18 protein-coding genes are annotated in these 16,878 nt (G+C 72.3%); 2 read left to right on the forward strand and 16 right to left on the reverse strand.

Annotated features, from left to right (window positions below; genetic code table 11):
- Positions 1–17 precede the first annotated feature (17 nt).
- The 11 genes from ABZ135_RS05765 to ABZ135_RS05815 all read right to left on the reverse strand — a co-directional run bounded on the left by ABZ135_RS05765 (position 18) and on the right by ABZ135_RS05815 (position 8,526).
- On the reverse strand, positions 18–647 hold the full coding sequence (locus tag ABZ135_RS05765) for a hypothetical protein (protein ID WP_356692139.1): 630 nt from the start codon (positions 645–647) through the stop codon (positions 18–20).
- A 53-nt stretch (positions 648–700) separates the two neighbouring features.
- Complete coding sequence (locus ABZ135_RS05770) at positions 701–943, reverse strand: Flp family type IVb pilin (protein WP_356692141.1); 243 nt, start codon at positions 941–943, stop codon at positions 701–703.
- A gap of 105 nt (positions 944–1,048) precedes the next feature.
- The gene (locus tag ABZ135_RS05775; protein ID WP_356692143.1) at positions 1,049–1,615 is read right to left on the reverse strand and encodes a response regulator transcription factor; all 567 of its coding nucleotides are present in this window, start codon (positions 1,613–1,615) and stop codon (positions 1,049–1,051) included.
- Between the two features lie 11 nt (positions 1,616–1,626).
- A complete protein-coding gene (locus ABZ135_RS05780; RefSeq protein ID WP_356692328.1) occupies positions 1,627–2,514 on the reverse strand; it encodes a DUF5936 domain-containing protein in 888 nt (295 codons plus the stop codon).
- Positions 2,515–2,526: 12 nt separating this feature from the next.
- Positions 2,527–3,474 (reverse strand): type II secretion system F family protein, encoded by a 948-nt coding sequence (locus ABZ135_RS05785; protein WP_356692145.1) that lies wholly within the window; start codon positions 3,472–3,474, stop codon positions 2,527–2,529.
- 12 nt (positions 3,475–3,486) lie between these two features.
- On the reverse strand, positions 3,487–4,830 hold the full coding sequence (locus ABZ135_RS05790; protein WP_356692147.1) for a CpaF family protein: 1,344 nt from the start codon (positions 4,828–4,830) through the stop codon (positions 3,487–3,489).
- Positions 4,827–5,195, reverse strand: coding sequence for a TadE/TadG family type IV pilus assembly protein (locus tag ABZ135_RS05795; RefSeq protein ID WP_356692149.1), 369 nt, complete (start codon positions 5,193–5,195; stop codon positions 4,827–4,829). Before ABZ135_RS05795 ends, ABZ135_RS05790 begins: the two co-directional genes overlap by 4 nt.
- Positions 5,195–5,602 carry a TadE/TadG family type IV pilus assembly protein gene (locus ABZ135_RS05800; RefSeq protein ID WP_356692150.1) on the reverse strand — a complete coding sequence of 136 codons (408 nt, stop codon included), beginning with the start codon at positions 5,600–5,602 and terminating at the stop codon, positions 5,195–5,197. Before ABZ135_RS05800 ends, ABZ135_RS05795 begins: the two co-directional genes overlap by 1 nt.
- A 1-nt stretch (position 5,603) precedes the next feature.
- Entirely contained in the window at positions 5,604–6,878 is a 1,275-nt protein-coding gene (locus ABZ135_RS05805; RefSeq protein WP_356692152.1) for a P-loop NTPase, read from the reverse strand.
- Between the two features lie 9 nt (positions 6,879–6,887).
- Positions 6,888–7,595 (reverse strand): Flp pilus assembly protein CpaB, encoded by a 708-nt coding sequence (gene cpaB / locus ABZ135_RS05810; RefSeq protein WP_356692154.1) that lies wholly within the window; start codon positions 7,593–7,595, stop codon positions 6,888–6,890.
- A 61-nt stretch (positions 7,596–7,656) separates the two neighbouring features.
- Positions 7,657–8,526: a hypothetical protein gene (locus ABZ135_RS05815; protein WP_356692156.1), complete on the reverse strand. Its 870-nt coding sequence runs from the start codon at positions 8,524–8,526 to the stop codon at positions 7,657–7,659.
- 236 nt (positions 8,527–8,762) lie between these two features.
- Between ABZ135_RS05815 and ABZ135_RS05820 the strand changes: the two genes are divergently transcribed.
- Together ABZ135_RS05820 and ABZ135_RS05825 are read left to right on the forward strand one after the other, a co-directional pair.
- The gene (locus ABZ135_RS05820; RefSeq protein WP_356692158.1) at positions 8,763–10,445 is read left to right on the forward strand and encodes a glycoside hydrolase family 18 protein; all 1,683 of its coding nucleotides are present in this window, start codon (positions 8,763–8,765) and stop codon (positions 10,443–10,445) included.
- A gap of 199 nt (positions 10,446–10,644) precedes the next feature.
- Positions 10,645–12,042: a M14 family metallopeptidase gene (locus ABZ135_RS05825; protein WP_356692160.1), complete on the forward strand. Its 1,398-nt coding sequence runs from the start codon at positions 10,645–10,647 to the stop codon at positions 12,040–12,042.
- Here the strand turns inward: ABZ135_RS05825 and ABZ135_RS05830 are convergent.
- The 5 genes from ABZ135_RS05830 to ABZ135_RS05850 all read right to left on the reverse strand — a co-directional run bounded on the left by ABZ135_RS05830 (position 12,039) and on the right by ABZ135_RS05850 (position 16,772).
- Positions 12,039–12,686 (reverse strand): hypothetical protein, encoded by a 648-nt coding sequence (locus tag ABZ135_RS05830; RefSeq protein ID WP_356692162.1) that lies wholly within the window; start codon positions 12,684–12,686, stop codon positions 12,039–12,041. The two genes, ABZ135_RS05825 and ABZ135_RS05830, sit on opposite strands and share 4 nt — an antisense overlap.
- Before the next feature lie 74 nt (positions 12,687–12,760).
- Positions 12,761–14,218 carry a gluconate:H+ symporter gene (locus tag ABZ135_RS05835; protein WP_356692164.1) on the reverse strand — a complete coding sequence of 486 codons (1,458 nt, stop codon included), beginning with the start codon at positions 14,216–14,218 and terminating at the stop codon, positions 12,761–12,763.
- A gap of 91 nt (positions 14,219–14,309) precedes the next feature.
- Positions 14,310–14,720 (reverse strand): RidA family protein, encoded by a 411-nt coding sequence (locus ABZ135_RS05840; RefSeq protein WP_356692166.1) that lies wholly within the window; start codon positions 14,718–14,720, stop codon positions 14,310–14,312.
- A 70-nt stretch (positions 14,721–14,790) separates the two neighbouring features.
- Complete coding sequence (locus ABZ135_RS05845; protein WP_356692168.1) at positions 14,791–15,546, reverse strand: IclR family transcriptional regulator; 756 nt, start codon at positions 15,544–15,546, stop codon at positions 14,791–14,793.
- On the reverse strand, positions 15,543–16,772 hold the full coding sequence (locus ABZ135_RS05850; RefSeq protein ID WP_356692170.1) for a sugar kinase: 1,230 nt from the start codon (positions 16,770–16,772) through the stop codon (positions 15,543–15,545). The genes ABZ135_RS05845 and ABZ135_RS05850 overlap by 4 nt, the downstream gene beginning before the upstream one ends.
- Positions 16,773–16,878: the final 106 nt, after the last annotated feature.

Raw genomic sequence — 16,878 nt, forward strand, 5'->3', positions numbered from 1 at the left:
ACAGGGTCCTTCGCTCGTCAGTCGACCAGTCGGACGGTAAAGAGGTCGGCTGCGTCGGGCAGCCGCGGGTCTTCCGGCTCGATCGTCCACTCGACGCCGTCGCAGACAAGGCCGGTGATCGGTTCCGGTTCAGGGCTGGGCGTGGGAGTCGGCTCCGGGGAGGCCGAATCCGTCGGCGTGGGTGTGCTGGGCGTCGGCGGTGGGGTCGGCTCGGGCGGGTCGAAGGAGCAGCGGGGTTCGAGGACGGCGGTCGCTGCTGCCATGGCGTGTTGAGTCTCCGTGCCGGGGACGAGCGAACTGCCGACCGTGTCCAGGGTTCGGATCCGCACGCGAAACTCCTCTTCCCCTCCGACAGTCCGCGCCGTGCATCCGCCGGCGAGCAGTTCTGCGCCGTTTTCTGCCGCGAACTGAGCAGCCCGTTCGCAGGACCGCTCTGGGACGTATTCCCTGCCGCTGAGGAAGTCCTCCCATGCCTCCGGGTCCGCCAGCACAAGGAGCCAGCCTTCCCGTAGTTGTTCACGTGCGTCCTGCGCTGCGGCGAGTGCGGCGGCGTCCGCCGCGGTCTGACCACCGCCGCGCGTGACCGCTGCCTGTCCTACCGCGAAGTAGACGAACGCCAGGAACAGCAGTCCGCCTATCACTGCCACGTAGACGGGGAATGCCTGCCCGGAGTCGTTGGTCTGACAGCGCCGCAGCACACTCAGCCCTGGCCTCCGCCGCCCCCGGTGAGGCTCGCGATCTTGCTGACGATCGCATTCTTGATGTTCTGGCCGATGTCCGTGCCGGTGATCGCCACCACGATCGCCACCACCACCACGATGATCCCCAGGTACTCCACCGCCGTCTGGCCGCGGTCCTGCCTGGAGCGGGTGGCTCTGGTGGTGGCCCAAGCACTCGCGTGCACCCTGGCCTTGGTCAGGGCCTTCAGCAGCGCGTCGTTCATGGTGGTTCCCTCCGTGTGCGGCGACGCGGGCAGGGTACGCCCGGAGGGGCGGGGGATCACAGGGTCCGTAGGCCCAATTACGGTGGGTGATCGGGGGCGGCGGGGTCATGAGGCCGTCCTCGTGCCGAGCCAGGAGGCGATCGCCTCGCCGCGGGTGGTGCTGTGGAGCTTGGCGAAGATGCGGTTGATGTGGTTCTTGACCGTCTTCTCGGTGATGGAGCAGGTGGCGGCGATCTGCTGGTTGGTCATGCCGGATGCGATCAGGTTCATCACCTCCACCTCCCTCGCGCTCAGACCGAACCGTTGCACGTGCGAAGCTGGATTCCTGAAGCTCAGTATATTCGAGACAGTTGACGCACCGCCAGGATGTGCAGTCGCACGCACCGCAGCGATCAGTTCCGCCTCGTCGAACTCCCCGTGGACCAGTTGCGCGCAGCCCGCGCCCCGGGCCGGGGTGTGGGTGAGGAGGAGGACGGGGGCCAGGGGCGCCAGGGTGCGGGCGGCGGAGGGCGGGCCGTCGAGGACGATCAGGTCGGGGGCGGGGCGGCGGGCCGCGGACAGGGCCTGGGCCGGGAGCGCCGCCAGGACCTCGATGTCCCGGTGCGCGCCGAGCAGCACCGTCAGGCCCGCCCGTACCACCGGGTTGTCGGTCGCCACCAGGACTCTCAGCATCGCCGCCGTCCTCATTCGCCCGTGATCGAGCCGAAGTCGGTGCCCGTGCCGAGGAAGAGGCCCGCCCCGAGCAGGATCATCGTGGCCGGGACCATCAGCGTGGTGATGACCATCGTGGCCTTGGGCACGGCCTTCGCGGCCTTCCTCCTCGCGTTCTGGGCGTCGGTGCGGCGCATGTCGTCGGCGATCTGGATCAGGGTGTCGACGATGGGGGCGCCGAGCTCCTCGCCCTGCTGCAGGGCGGTGACGAACTGGGCGACCTGCTCGGAGTCGTTGCGGCGGCGCAGGGCGTCGAACGCCTCGCGGCGGCTGACGCCCATGTCCATCTGGCGCAGGGTGATGCGCAGTTCGTCGGCCCACGGGCCCTCGTACCGCTCGGCGACCCGCTCCAGTGCCTGGCGGAAACCGAGGCCGGCCGAGACGACGACGGCCAGCACGTCCAGGAAGTCGGGCAGGGTGCGCTCGATCTGGTCCTTTCGGATCCGGACCGCCGACCAGATGCCGACCTCCGTCCAGAAGGCGCCGAAGGCGAAGAGCAGCAGCGCGACGAGGACGGAGCCGCGCCCGAGCATGAGCAGGCCGCCGAAGCCCCCGAGGAAGCCGTAGACGGCCCGCCGGGCCCCGTAGCGGTCGATCGTCAGGCCGCCGGGGTTGCCGGCGAGGTCGATGCGGCGGCGGACGGAGTTCACCCGCTTCGGGCCCATGAGCCGCAGCACGGCCGGCGACCAGCGCATGCCGAGCCGGTCGACGAGGGAGTCGACGGCGCCGGTACGGGTGGCGCCGACCTCCAGGGCGAGCTGGAGGTCGTCGGGCAGCTTGGCGTCGGCGCGGTAGAGGCGGATGCCGTAGAAGAAGCCGGCGACGGCGAGGCCGGCGAGGAGGGCGAGCAGCAGATCCACGAGCACGTCCCCCTATACGTCGATCTTCGCGAGGCGGCGGATGACGACGAAGCCGACCACGTACAGCGCGAAGGCGACGACGACGGCGAGCTGCCCGGCGGCCGAGCCGGTCATCCGGTCCAGGGCGCCGGGCTGCATGTTGTCGATGAGCAGCAGGGAGCCGACGCCGATGACCGGGACCGCGTACGCCGTCATGCTGACCTGCGAGAGCTGGGTGCGGACCTCGCGCCGGGTCTCCTTGCGTTCCTCCAGGGTCTCGGTGAGGTTGCGCAGCGAGGAGACGACGGTGCCGCCGGCCCGGTTGGCGAGGACCAGGGTGGTGACGAGGACGACGAGCTCACGGGACGGGAGGCGTTCGGCGAGCTCGCCGAGGGCGTCGTCGACGGAGGTGCCGACGGCGAGCTGCTGGGCGACCCGCTCCAGTTCGTCGCCGGCGGGCGCCTCCAGTTCGTCGGCGGCGAGGGAGAGTGCCATGCGCAGGGCGAGGCCGGCCTGGGTGGCGTTGGCCAGGATGCGGGAGAGCTCCGGGAGCTGGTTGATGAACTTCTCGATGCGCTTCTGCCGCTGCCAGTTGAGGAAGCCCATGGCCACCCACACGCCCAGGAATCCGCAGATCGGGCCGAAGAACGGGGAGAGCAGGGTCTGTCCGGTGATCCACAGGGCCACGACCGCGGCCGCCATGGCGACGACGAACTCGCCCGGTGTGACCGAGAGTCCGGTGGCGGAGATGCGGAGTTCGAGCCGGCGCCCGAAGGACGTGCGCCGGATCCGTCGGTCGATGCCGCGGAACGGGCGCCCGCGCCGGCCGGTGCCGCCCTCGCCCGCCTCGCCCGCGGCCCGTGACAGGCGGGCGATCAGGGCGGCCCGCTGGGCGGCCCCGCTCGCGTAGAGCTGGACGCCGATCACGGCGAGGACGCCGGCGATCAGGGCCGCGGCCACCGTCGGCAGTGTCGGATTCACGGTGGTGTCCCCCTACTTCGCTTCCCGCACGGCGAGGTGCGCGTCGGTCGTGGCCACGCCGAATGCCTGCGGGACGGGCTGGCCCGCCAGGTACAGCCGGTCGGCGACGCGGCGCGGCAGCGGGTGGTAGGCGAAGGCGCCGTGCACCCGGCCGTCGGCGGCGATGGGCCGGGCCTCGAAGCGGCAGACGGTGGCGAGGAGGTAACGCTCGCGGCCGTTGGAGGCGAGGATCGCGATCTCGGTGATCCTGCGGGTGCCGTCGGGGTGGCGGGTGAGCTGGACGAGGACGTCGACGGCGCTGTTGATCTGGTCGCGAAGGGCCTCGAAGGGCACCTTCACCTCCGACATGGAGGCGAGGGTCTGGAGCCGCATGAGGGCGTCCTCGGCGGAGTTGGCGTGGACGGTGGCGAGGGAGCCGTCGTGGCCGGTGGACATGGCCTGGAGCATGTCGAGGGTCTCTCCGCCGCGGACCTCGCCGACGACGATGCGGTCGGGGCGCATGCGCAGGGAGTTGCGGACGAGGTCGCGGATGGTGACCTGGCCGCGGCCCTCGATGTTCGGCGGGCGTGCCTCCAGGCGGATCACATGGGACTGCTGGAGCTGGAGTTCGGCGGAGTCCTCGATGGTGATGACCCGCTCGCCGTCGGGGATGAGCCCGGACAGGGCGTTGAGCAGGGTGGTCTTGCCGGTGCCGGTGGCGCCGGAGACGATGATGTTGAACTTGGCCTGGACGAGTCCGGACAGCAGGAGCAGCATCTGCTCGTCGAGGGAGCCGAGGCCGATCATCTCGTGCAGGGTGTAGGCGCGGGGGAAGCGGCGGATGGTGAGCGTGGCGCCGGTGAGCGACAGCGGCGGGATGATGACGTTGACGCGTTCGCCGGAGGGCAGCCGGGCGTCGACCATGGGGTTGGACTCGTCCACGCGCCGGTTGACGGTGGACACGATCCGCTCGATGGTCTGCATGAGCTGCTCGTGCGAGGCGAAGCGGAGCGGGAGGAGTTCCACGCGGCCGGCCCGCTCGATGTAGATCTGGTCGGGGCCGTTGACCATGATCTCGGTGATGGAGGCGTCTTCGAGGAGCGGTTCGAGGACGCCGAGACCGAGTGCCTCGTCGACGACCCGGCGGATCAACTGGGCGCGTTCGGCGGTGGAGAGGACGGGGCCCTCGCGGCTGATGATGTGGCCGAGGACGCGTTCCAGGCGGGCCCGCCGCTCGGCGGCGGCGAGCGCGGACATCTCGGTGAGGTCGATCTCCTCCAGGAGCTTGGCGCGGAAGGACGCGACGAGGTGGCCGTCCTCCCGTCCGCCGCCGGCCCGGTGGTCGTCGGGGCTGCTGATGCGGGCCCGCAGGCTCATGGCTGGTCCTCCTCGGGCACGGGCATGGTGGCCGTCTTCTCGACGGGCTCGAAGGTCCAGAAGGGGATGAGGGAGGGGATCCGTACGGTGACGGTCGCGACCCCGCCCTCCTCGGTGACGTCGCTGCGGCGGGCGATCCAGCCGCTCATGGCCGTCCGGCCGGCCGACTCCGGATCGGGTACGGCGTCCGGGTCGTCGACGCTCGCCGCGCGGGCGGCCGCCCGCGCGCCCGTGCCGGCCTGCTGGGCGGCGTAGGCGATGACGCCCATCTGTACGCCGACGAGGCCGATGAGCAGCAGGATCGGCAGGAAGCCCAGGTACTCGACGGCGACCTGGCCGCGGTCCCGCTTCCGGAGGCGTCTCATCACCGCTCGTCCCCCTCCCACACGGCGGCGGCCTCGCCGGTGACGTCGAAGGGGAAGCTGACGGCGCCGGGGAACAGCACGGGCACCCGCAGCCTCACCGTCGCCCGCACCATGCCCCCGCTCTCCGGGCAGCTCACCGCGGCCCCCGAGGCCCACGCCCCGTCGAGGTGCCGGCGTCCCGCCGCCCCGCAGTCGTCGCCCACCGCCCCGGCCCGCGCGGCCTCGTCGGCCGCGTTGCCGGCGAGGGTGTACGTGTAGCCGATCAGGACGCACTGCCACAGCAGCACGAGCGTGAGCAGGATCAGCGGCAGCATGCCGACGAACTCGACCGCCACCTGTCCCTCGTCACGCCGTACGCCACGCCGCAGGGCGCGCCGTACGTCGCGTCCGACCGGCATCCGGCTCATGTCAGCGCCCTCCGCCGCGCCGCCGCAGCCCGAGCGCGCCGCGGTCCGACGCCCGGACGAGCTCGCGGCCCCGGCCGCCCTGTCCGCCGCGGCCCTGCTCGGCCGCCGCCTTCACGAGGCCGAGCTCGCCCGCGAGCGACCACAGCGCCTGCTTCACGGTCGACCGGGCGTCGAGGTCGTGGAGGCGGCCGGCGTCGACGACGGCGGCGAGTTCCTTGAAGTGGGCGGGGACGGCGACGCCCGCCATCCGGGTGCCGGTGATCTTCTGGACGAGGGCGGGCTGGATCTCGGAGGAGCGCTGGTGGCGGTTGACCACCAGGGTGCTCTCCTCGGGCTTGCGGATCTGGAGCCGGTCCCACATCCGGACGACCCGCTTGGCGGCCCGTACCGCCACCACGTCGGGCGTGGTGACCAGCAGGGCCGTGTCGGCCATCTCGACGGCGGCCGCGCCGGCCGCGTCCAGGTGGGTCCCGCAGTCGAGGACGACGACCTCGTAGCGGCCGCGCAGGGCGCTGACGATCTGGCGGGCGGAGCGGTCGGTGACCTCTTCGCCGCGTTCGCCCTCGGCGGGGGCGAGAAGCAGGGCGAGGCCGGTCTCGTGGACGAAGACGGCGTCCTGGAGGACGCGGGGCGAGAGGTCGTCGACGGCGGCGAGGTCGACGAGGGAGCGGCGGAACTGGACGTCGAGGTAGGAGGCGATGTCGCCGCCCTGGAGGTCCATGTCGACGAGGGCGACGGTGCGGCCGGAGGCGCGGGCGGCGAGGGCGAGGTGGACGGCGGTGACGGTGGTGCCGACGCCTCCCTTGGCGCCGCTGACGGTGACGACGGTGCCGCCGGGACCGGCGGGGGTGTCGGCGCCGCCGCCGAGGTGGCGGCGGACGCCGGTGGACCACTGGGCGGCGGCCTGGACGCGGCTGGCGAGTTCCTCGTAGCCGAGCGGGAGGGTGACGAGGCCGCGGGCGCCGGAGTCCATGGCGGCGGAGAAGAGCACGGGGCTGGCGTCGGCGGTGATGAGGACGACACCGACGGCGGGGAAGCGGAGGGCGACCTCGCGGATGAGTTCCAGGGCCGGTACGGGCCCGATGCGCTCGTGGACGAGGACGACCTCGGGGAGTTCGTCGAGGGACTCGGCGGCGAGCCGGGCGAGGGTGTCGACGAGCTGGGTGGAGTCGGTGACGGGCCCGACCGGTTCGCCGTCGGGGAGCTGGCCGATGAGGGTGGTGACGGCGCGGGCCGCGTCGGGGTCGGCGACGGCCGGCAGGATCCTGGTGGGCATGGCCGGGCCTCACTTGTCCTTGTCGAGCGTGTAGGTGCGGTCGCGCGGGTCGGGCGGGGTGGTGGTGCCGGGGGCGACGAGCGCGAGGCGGACGTGCTCGGCGAAGGACTCGGCGTAGGCGACGCGCTGGGCGTCGGCCGTGCTGAGGGCGAAGGTGATGGGGACGGCCTCGCCGGCCCGGTCGGCGCGGTCGTCGCGGCGGGCGTCGATGGGGGTGAGCGCGCCGACGTCGAGGACCCGGGCGGCGGCGACGATCAGCTTGGACTGGGCGGCCCGGCCGCCGCGGTCGCCGGCGAAGGTGGCGTAGATGTTGACGGTGGCGCCGGGGGTGATCTTGCCGGCCACTCCGGTGGCGGCGTCGATCATGATGGCGATCTCCTGCTGGCCGGGTTCCAGCGCGGGCCGGTCGACGATCATGTCGGCCTGGAGGAGGGAGCCGCGTTTGAGGGTGGTCACCGCGATCTTGCCCTCGGTGCGGTCGAGGTCGGTGACGGCCGTGGCCGGCAGCCAGCGCTCGGGCATGGTCACCTTCTCGAACTGGCCGGGACCGAGCGGGGTGTAGGGCCGGATGTCGTTCTTGATCCGGTACGCGGTGACCTCGGGTCCCACCTTGGAGTTCACGTCGCTGATCACGGAGAGCACGCCGGCGAAGGCGCCGAGGGCGCACAGGACGGAGAGCAGCAGCAGGATGACGCCACGGCGCTGGCGGGAGTTCATGGCCGTACTACCTCGATCGTGGACGGGAACGGGAACGGGGACGCTGGGGTGGTCGTGCCCCCTAGGGGTGGCCGGCGGGGGTGACCGGGGTCGGTTCGGCCGTGGGCAGCGGGGCCGCGCAGAAGCCGCAGCGGTCTCCGATGAGTTCCATCCGGCACCAGTGGCAGGTGTCGCGCCGTACGGAGGAGACCAGGTGGTGCAGGACGGCCAGGTCGGGCAGGTAGGCGGCGAACTCGACGAGCTTGCCCGTGCCCCACCAGCGGGGCGAGGACTCGGGCAGGGCGGCCTCTTGGACGGCGCGGACCTGCCAGCGGGGGGCGAGGGCGGTGGTGGGCCAGTCGGTCTGGAGCTGACCGCGGGCGAGGACGAGGTCGGTGGCGAACTCGGGCCCGGTGAGGGTCTCGGAGCCGGCAGGACCGGAGGATCCGAGGCGTACGAGCTGGGGGACGGGTCCGGCGAGGACGGCGAAGTGGGCGCCGGGCAGCCAGCCCTTGACGTGGGAGGCGAGGCCGACCGGTACGTGGTCGAGCCGGGCCACGGAGCCGAGGACGGCGCCGGCGTAGACGTAGTGGGCGAGCAGCCGGGCGGCGGAGGCGAGCACTCCGGGGCTGAAGTCGCAGGCGGAGAGCTGGCGCAACTGCCGGACGAGGACGGCGGCGCCGAGTGGGGGCAGGTCGGTCCTGACGATGGCGATCCGGTCGGATTCGAGCAGCGCGCGGACGGCGTACAGGCGCTGTTCGGTGGCGGGTGGTGCCGTGGTGGGGCAGACGACGATCAGGTGGCCGTGCCGTTCGAGCAGGAGCTGGACGTCGGCGAGCGCGGCGTCGAGCGGCCGGGTGTCGGGGCCGGGCAGGACGGCGGCGGGGAGGGTCTGGGGATCGGTCGGGGGCAGCACCAGGTCGGGCCTGGTGACCGCAATCGCTGTCGGCACGTCGGGCTCCCCCGATCCCTCACTGACCACTCGTGGATCACTCGTCGATCACTTGCCGCGTTCGCGGCGTCACCGCTCTTGCACTCTAGCCAGGCGACCTGAGCGCTGAACACACAATCGTTCAAGCTCCGTCACTTTCTCGGCGGCGTGAACTGCGGTTCCTTCCAGAGGTCTTGACAACCCGATTGGTCTGGACCAACTTGTTGCCCCTCCCCACTCCCCCCGGAGGCAGCACCGTGGACCGCACCTTCACCGCCGCGCTCGCGCTCGCCGTCGGCGCCGGGCTCGCCGTCGTCGGCGGCACCGGCACCGCCCAGGCCGCGAACGTCAACGTCGCCAAGAACGCGGGCTTCGAGAACGGCCTCGCCAACTGGTCCTGTTCGGCCGGCAGCGGCGCGGCCGTCTCCTCGCCGGTACGCACCGGGGCGGGCGCCCTGCGGGCCACCCCGGCCGGCCTCGACAACGCCCGCTGCACCCAGACCGTGACGGTCAAGCCGGGCTCCACCTACACCCTGAGCGCCTGGGTGCAGGGCGGCTACGCGTACCTCGGCGCGACCGGCACCGGCACCACCGACGTCTCCACCTGGACGCCGGACAGCGCCTCCTGGAAGCAGCTCACGACCACCTTCACCACCGGCCCCACCACCACCTCGGTCCAGATTTACACGCACGGGTGGTACGGCACGGCCGCGTACTCCGTCGACGACGTGAGCGTCTTCGGTCCGGACGGAGGCGGCGGCACGGACCCGGAGCCGACGGTCCCGGCCCCCCCGGCCGGCCTCGCCGCCGGCACCGTCACCTCGTCGTCCGTCTCGCTCTCCTGGGGCGCGGTCTCCGGCGCGACCGGCTACAAGGTCTACCGGGACGGCTCCCTCGCGACGACGGTGAGCGGCACGTCGGCCACGGTCACCGGGCTCGCCGCCGACACCGCGTACCAGTTCCAGGTGGCCGCCACCAACGCCGCCGGAGAGTCGGCCAAGTCGGCCGCCGTCGCCGCGCGGACCGCCAAGGCCACCGACCCGGGCCCCGGCCCGGCCGTGCCCAAGCACGCACTGACCGGCTACTGGCAGAACTTCGACAACGGCGCCGCGGTGCAGAAGCTGCGGGACGTCCAGGCGCAGTACGACATCATCGCCGTCTCCTTCGCGGACTCCACCGCCACGCCCGGCCAGATCGTCTTCAACCTCGACCCGGCCGTCGGCTACGCCTCCGTCGCCGACTTCAAGGCCGACATAGCGGCCAAGAAGGCGGCCGGCAAGTCCGTGATCATCTCGGTCGGCGGCGAGAAGGGCAACGTCACCATCAACAGCGACGCCTCCGCCACCGCCTTCGCGAACAGCGCGTACGCGCTGATGCAGGAGTACGGCTTCAACGGCGTCGACATCGACCTGGAGCACGGCATCAACTCCACGTATCTGACCAAGGCGCTGCGCCAACTGTCCGCCAAGGCCGGTCCGTCGATGGTGCTGACGATGGCCCCGCAGACCATCGACATGCAGAACACGAACACCGAGTACTTCAAGACCGCGCTCGCCGTGAAGGACATCCTCACGGTGGTCAACATGCAGTACTACAACAGCGGTTCGATGCTGGGCTGCGACGGCAAGGTCTACAGCCAGGGCTCGGTGGACTTCCTCACCGCGCTCGCCTGCATCCAGCTCCAGGGCGGCCTCGACGCCTCCCAGGTCGGCCTGGGCGTGCCCGCCTCGACGCGGGGCGCGGGCAGCGGCTACGTCGACCCGCAGATCGTGAAGAACGCGCTCGACTGCCTGGCCCGGGGCACCGGCTGCGGCAGCTTCAAGCCCGCCAAGACCTACCCGGGCATCCGCGGTGCCATGACCTGGTCGACCAACTGGGACGCGACGGCCGGCAACGCCTGGTCGAACGCGGTCGGCCCGCACGTCCACAACCTCCCGTAACACCTTCCCCGGTCCCCCCTTCGGGGGAATCGCTCCGCAGCGCCGCCGCTTCCCCCGGCGGCGCTGCGCCGTTTCCGGGACCACGGGCGGGAGAATATGGCCGAACTCCACTCCTTGACCGGTGCATGCCACGCCCCCACGATGTGCACACCCGCACCAGTCTGTCGCACACCCCCACACTCCCCACCCAGGAGACAGCATGCGACTTCGCACCCGAGGTGCCCCCCGAGGTGCCCGCGGAACCCGCGGCATCCTCGGCCCGGGCCGAGGAAGGACCGCCGGCCTCGCGGCCCTCCTGGCGCTCGCGCTCGCGGCGCCCCTCTCCGCCCTCACCCCGACCGCCGGGGCCGACCCGGCGCCGACCGCCGTCGCCCGGGACGGCGAGGAGGTGATCCGGCAGTACGAGGTCGCCGGACCCTCCACCGCCGCCCAGCGCTCCGCCCTCACCGCCACCGGCGTCTCCATCGACGAGGTCGACGCCCGCTCGGTCGTCGTCAGCGCCAACGCCCAGCAGCTCGCCCACCTCAAGAGCCTCGGCTACAAGACCACCGCTCTGCCCGGGCCGCCCGACCGCAGCGGCGGCCACGACCACACCCAGGGCGTCGGACCGCTCGACTTCCCGTCCGCCGACTCCAAGTACCACAACTACGCGGAGATGAACGCCGAGATCGACCAGCGCCTCGCCGCCTACCCGTCCATCATGAACAAGCGGGTCATCGGCAAGAGCTACCAGGGCCGCGACATCGTCGCCATCAAGATCAGCGACAACGTCGGCACGGACGAGGCCGAGCCCGAGGTCCTCTTCACCCACCACCAGCACGCCCGCGAGCACCTGACCGTCGAGATGGCGCTCTACCTGCTGCGCGAGCTCGGCGCCGGCTACGGCAGCGACTCCCGGATCACCAACATGGTCAACGGCCGGGAGATCTGGATCATCCCCGACCTCAACCCGGACGGCGGCGAGTACGACATCGCCAGCGGCTCGTACCGGAGCTGGCGCAAGAACCGCCAGCCCAACTCCGGCTCGACGTACGTCGGCACGGACATGAACCGCAACTGGGACTACAAGTGGGGCTGCTGCGGCGGCTCCTCGGGCTCCAAGAGCTCCGAGACCTACCGCGGCGCCGCCCCCGAGTCCGCGCCCGAGGTGAAGGTCGTCGCCGACTTCGTCCGCTCCCGCGTGGTGGGCGGCAAGCAGCAGATCAAGACGGGCATCGACTTCCACACCTACAGCGAGCTCGTCCTGTGGCCCTTCGGCTGGACCACCGCCGACACCGCCACGGGCATGACCCAGGACGACCGTGACGCCTTCGCCACGGTCGGCCGGAAGATGGCGTCGAGCAACGGCTACACCCCCGAGCAGTCCAGCGACCTCTACATCACCGACGGGTCGATCGACGACTACCTCTGGGGCGTGCACAAGATCTTCGGGTACACCTTCGAGATGTACCCGGCCTCGTCCTGGAACGGCGGCTTCTACCCGCCCGACGAGGTGATCGAGCGCGAGACCAGCCGGAACAGGGACGCCGTGCTCCAGCTCCTCGAGAACTCCGACTGCATGTACCGCTCCATCGGCAAGGCGGCGCAGTACTGCTAGGCGTCGCCGGCGGCCGGGTCGCTCCCCGCGGCCCGGTCGCCCCCGCCGCTCCTGTCACCCTCGCCGCTCCCGTCACCCTCGCCGCCCTCGTCGCCCTCGTCGAAGTAGGCGTCGAGCACCGCGTCGAGCTGTGACTCCCACTCACCGATGCGCGCCTTGGCCGGCGCCTCGATGTCGACCGGGTACCAGCGCCGGTCCGGGGTGTGCACGGTGACGGTGAACCGCTTGCCGAAGCGGGAGACCGCGGTCTCCACCGCGCCGATCTCGTCCCAGCGGAAGTCGCACTTCTCCTCGTCCAGGCTCAGACGGACGCCGGCGGCGTCGGCGACGATCCGGGCCCGCCGGTCGGCGGCCTCGAACACGGGGCCGCCGTCGGCGCGTCCGGAGTCCTCCGGGGCCGGCGACTCCTCGCCGCCGGCCGCGTCCACGGCCTCGTCGGCGGGCTCGGCGGCATCGGTGGGCTCGGCCGCCGAGGTCCCGTCCTGCGGGGTCCCGTCCTGCGGGGTCCCGTCCTGCGGGGTCTCGTCCGCCGGGGTCCTGTCCTCCGGCCGGGCCGGGCGCGGGCCCATGATGCCGGGCACGAACGCCGGGTCGGCCGCGGCCCCTTGCAGGGGCTGGATGCTGGGTTCTGTGCGCTGGTCCACGGCGGAAGTATGGACGACGGACCTGTGAGGAGCCCAGCCGCCCCCGCCGAGAAAGCGGACTTACGGGAACGGCCTCACAGGAACAGGCTCAGGAGCGCCGCCACCGCGAAGCCGGCCAGCGAGAGGACCGACTCCAGGACCGTCCAGGACTTCAGGGTGTCCCGCTCGGAGATGCCGAAGTACTTCGACACGATCCAGAAGCCCCCGTCGTTGACGTGCGACGCGAAGATCGAGCCGGCCGAGATCGCCATGATGACGAGGGCGAGGAATGCCTGGGAGTGCCCGGCGCCCTCGACCAGCGGCAGGACGATGCCGGCCGTGGTGACGATGGCGACGGTGGCCGAGCCCTGGGCGACGCGCAGCACCAGCGAGATCAGGTAGGCGAGGACGATCACCGGCAGGCCGACGTCGTGGAAGGTGTCGGAGAGGGCCTGGGCGACGCCGCTCGCCTTGAGGACGGCGCCGAAGACGCCGCCCGCGCCGACCACGAGCAGGATGTTGCCGACCGGCTTGAGGGACGACGTGGACACCTGCTCCAGGGACGCGCGGGTCCAGCCGCGCCGCACGCCGAGCAGGTAGTACGCGAGGACCAGCGCGATCGTCAGGGCCACGAACGGGTTGCCGAAGAACTCGATCACCGAGCGCGCGGTGGACGGGTCGAGGGCGATGGAGGAGAAGGTCGCGGCGAGGATGAGGACCAGCGGCGTACCGATGATGAACAGGACGGTGCCGAGCCCGACCGGGGCCTCGGAGCCTCCGGTGCGCTGCGCCGCCACCTGGCGCCTGGCGTCCTCGGCGGCCTCCATCATGTCCTGCGGCACCTCGACGAAGATGCGCCGGCCGATCCAGGCGGCGTAGGCCCAGGCGGCGAGGACGGCGGGGACGCCGACCACGACGCCCATGAGGACCACCCAGCCCAGGGAGACGTGCAGCAGTCCGGCGGCGGCGACCGGGCCGGGGTGCGGCGGCAGGAAGGCGTGGGTCATCGACAGGCCCGCGAGCAGCGGCATGCAGTAGAGCAGGATCGATTTTCCGGACCGCTTGGCGGCGGCGTACACGAGCGGCGCGAGGACGAAGATGCCGACGTCGAAGAAGACCGGGATGCCGAAGACGAGTCCGGTCAGGCCCATGGCGAGCGGGGCGCGGCGCTCGCCGAAGAGGCCGAGCAGCCGGCCGCTCAGCACCTCGGCGCCGCCGGACACCTCGAGTATCGCGCCGAGCATGGTGCCGAGGCCGATGATGATGGCGACGTGGCCGAGGATGCCGCCCATGCCGGTCTCGATGACGGAGGTGGCGGCCGACTTCTGGACGGTGCCGAAGAGTTCGGTGACCGACAGTCCGGCGGCGAGGCCGACGGTGACGGAGACGGCGAGCAGGGCGACGAAGGGCTGCAGCCGGACCTTGATGATCAGAAAGAGCAGCAGGGCGATGCCGAGGGCGGCGACGGTGAGCAGCCCGGCGGTGCCGGGGACGAGGAGGAGCAGACCCCCGGTGTGCGGCGGGGTCGGTGGAGCGTCGGCGGCGAGGATCATGACGGGGGAGACCTCGTTTTCGGGTAGGGGGGAGCGCGGCACGGCGTCCGGGGGGTGAACGCCGTGCCGTGATGCGGCCGGTGAAGCGGAATCAGCTCAGGACCGCCAGTGCGTCGATCTCGATGAGGAGGCCCTTGGGCAGGCCGACGTAGACCGTCGTGCGGGCCGCGGCGGGGGCCTTCAGGCCCTGCTCCTCGAAGTACGCGTTGTAGATCTCGTTCATCTCGGCGAAGTGGTCGACGTCGGTGAGGTAGACGCGCATCATCATCACGTCGTCCCAGGTGGCGCCGCCCTCCTCCAGGATCGCCTTGACGTTGGCGAAGGTCTGGAGGGTCTGCTCGCGCAGGGTCGGGCCGGCCGGCGTCGGGGGCTGCCCCGGCACGGCGGGCAGGAAGCCGACCTGGCCGGCGACCTGGAGGATGTTGCCCTTCTTCACGCCGTGGGAGAAGCGGGCGGGCGGGGCGGTGTGAGTGGCGGGGGTGAGGGCGATCTTCTCGGTCATGGGTGTCCTTACGTGTCCTTCGTCAGGTCGTACGTCGGTACGTCGGTACGTCAGTCCGCCGTAGCGGTCTTCAGGTCGTCGTCGGGGCGGTGCCCGAGTAGTCCCGGCTGATGTCGTCGGCGGTGCGCCGCACCAGCGGGAGCAGGGCGAGGAGTTCCTCGGCGGTGACGACCACGTTGGGCGCCGAGACCGACATGGCGGCGACGACCCGGCCGTCCGCGCCGCGGATCGGCGCGCCGACGCAGTTGATGGACTCCTCGTGGCCGCCGAGATCGGTGGCCCAGCCCTGTTCGCGTACGGTCGCCAGCTCCTCGAGGAAGGCGGCGGCGTTCGGCGTCGAACGCGGGGTGTACGGCGGGTAGTCGAGCTTCGCGGCCAGCGCGCGGCGCTCGGGCTCGGGCAGGTCGGCGAGGAGCAGCTTGGCGACGGCGGCGACGGTGATGGCGACGGGCTTGCCGATCCGCGAGTACATGCGGACCGGGTAGCGGCTCTCGACCTTGTCGATGTAGAGCACCTCGCCCTCCTCGTACACGGCGAGGTGGACGGTGTGGCCGATCCGCTCGTTGAGGGCGAGGAGATGAGGGTGGGCGATCTCGCGGATGTCGAGGTTCTCGACGGCTTCCTGCGCGAGGGCGAAGAGGCGGGCGCCGAGGCGGTAGCGCTGGTCCTGCTGGCGGTAGACGAGGCCGTGCTCGTGGAGGGTGCGCAGCAGCCGCAGGGCGGTGGACTTGTGGACGCCGAGCCGGTCGGCGACCTGGCCGAGGTCGGCGGGTCCCTGCGCGAGCAGCGGCAGGATGCTGAGCGCGCGGTCGACGGTCTGGCTCATGGCGTACGTACCTCCTGGTCCTCCCCCGTCCAGCCGGGGCCGAGGTGCAGTCTCCCCCAGTCCTCGTCGTCGGCGGTGGCCAGCCGGTCGGCGTGGGCGCGGCGGGGCGGGGCGGCGAGGTCCCCGGCCACGGTGAGCGCGGCGGCGGCCATGAGGTGCCCGTGCCGTATCCGCTCCTTGGCCCCGAGCCCGCGCAGGGTCGCGGAGAGGAACCCGGCGGCGAAGGCGTCCCCGGCGCCGACGGGGGCGACGACGCGGACGCGGGGGGCGGGGACGTGGGTGAGGGTGTCGGGGCGGGGGCCGGCGGTGCCGGGGGCCGGGTTCTCGGGCACGGGTGCCGGGCCGCTGCGCGGGGCCTCACCCCACCCCGCCCCTTCCCGGAACCGGGGCTCCGCCCCGGACCCCGAAGGGTCCGCCCCCGCGGCGGCGCCCGCACGTCCCGGCTCGGCCTCGGCCGGCCCGGCCACGCCGGCCGCCCCGGCGGCGCCCGCGCGCTCGTACATCACCGCGCCCTCGGCGCCCCGCTTCACCACCAGCACCGCCGGTTCCGGCAGCGCGGCCCGGATCGCCGCCGGGCCGCGCACGCCCCACGCCGCCTCGGCCTCGTCCTCTCCGACGAACACGACGTCCGCACCTCGCGCCAGCTCCAGCAGCACCCGGCCGCCGGCGGCCGGGGCGGGCCACAGGCCGGGGCGGAAGTTGACGTCGAAGGAGACGAGCGGGCGGCCGGGGCGGGGACGGGTCAGCTCGTGCACGAGGGCGCGGCAGTCGTCGGACAGGGCCGCCGTGATCCCGGACAGGTGGAGGACGCGGCCGCCGGAGACGGTCTCGTACGGCACGGTGGCGGGCGACATCGCCGAGGCCGCCGAGCCGGCCCGGTAGTAGACGACCTCGTGGGCGGCGGCGGCCCGGTCGGTGGCGGTGCGGAAGTAGACGCCGGTGGGGCGGTCGGGGTCGCGGACGACGGCGGAGACGTCCACGCCGTACGCGCCGATCGCCTCGGTCAGGTGGTCCCCGAAGCCGTCGCGGCCGACCCGGCCGACCCACCGCGTCCGGTGTCCGGCGGCGGCGAGGGCGCAGGCGACGTTGGACTCGGCGCCGCCGATGGCCCGGTCGAAGGAGGGGACGTCGGCGAGGCGGCCCGGCCGGGTGGGCAGGAAGGTGACCATGGACTCGCCGAGGCAGACGACGTCCACAGGCGCGTCCACGGACGGGGTTCCGGTCACTGCGGGGCTCCTCGGCTTCGGTGCGGCGGGCGCGGGATCCATTGACCCGGCGTCGGCCCGGATGTTAGACAGCCGTTAGCGATATGCGCAATGGGTGTTGCATATG

Source organism: Streptomyces sp. NPDC006339, from assembly GCF_040612775.1.
Lineage (GTDB): Bacteria > Actinomycetota > Actinomycetes > Streptomycetales > Streptomycetaceae > Streptomyces.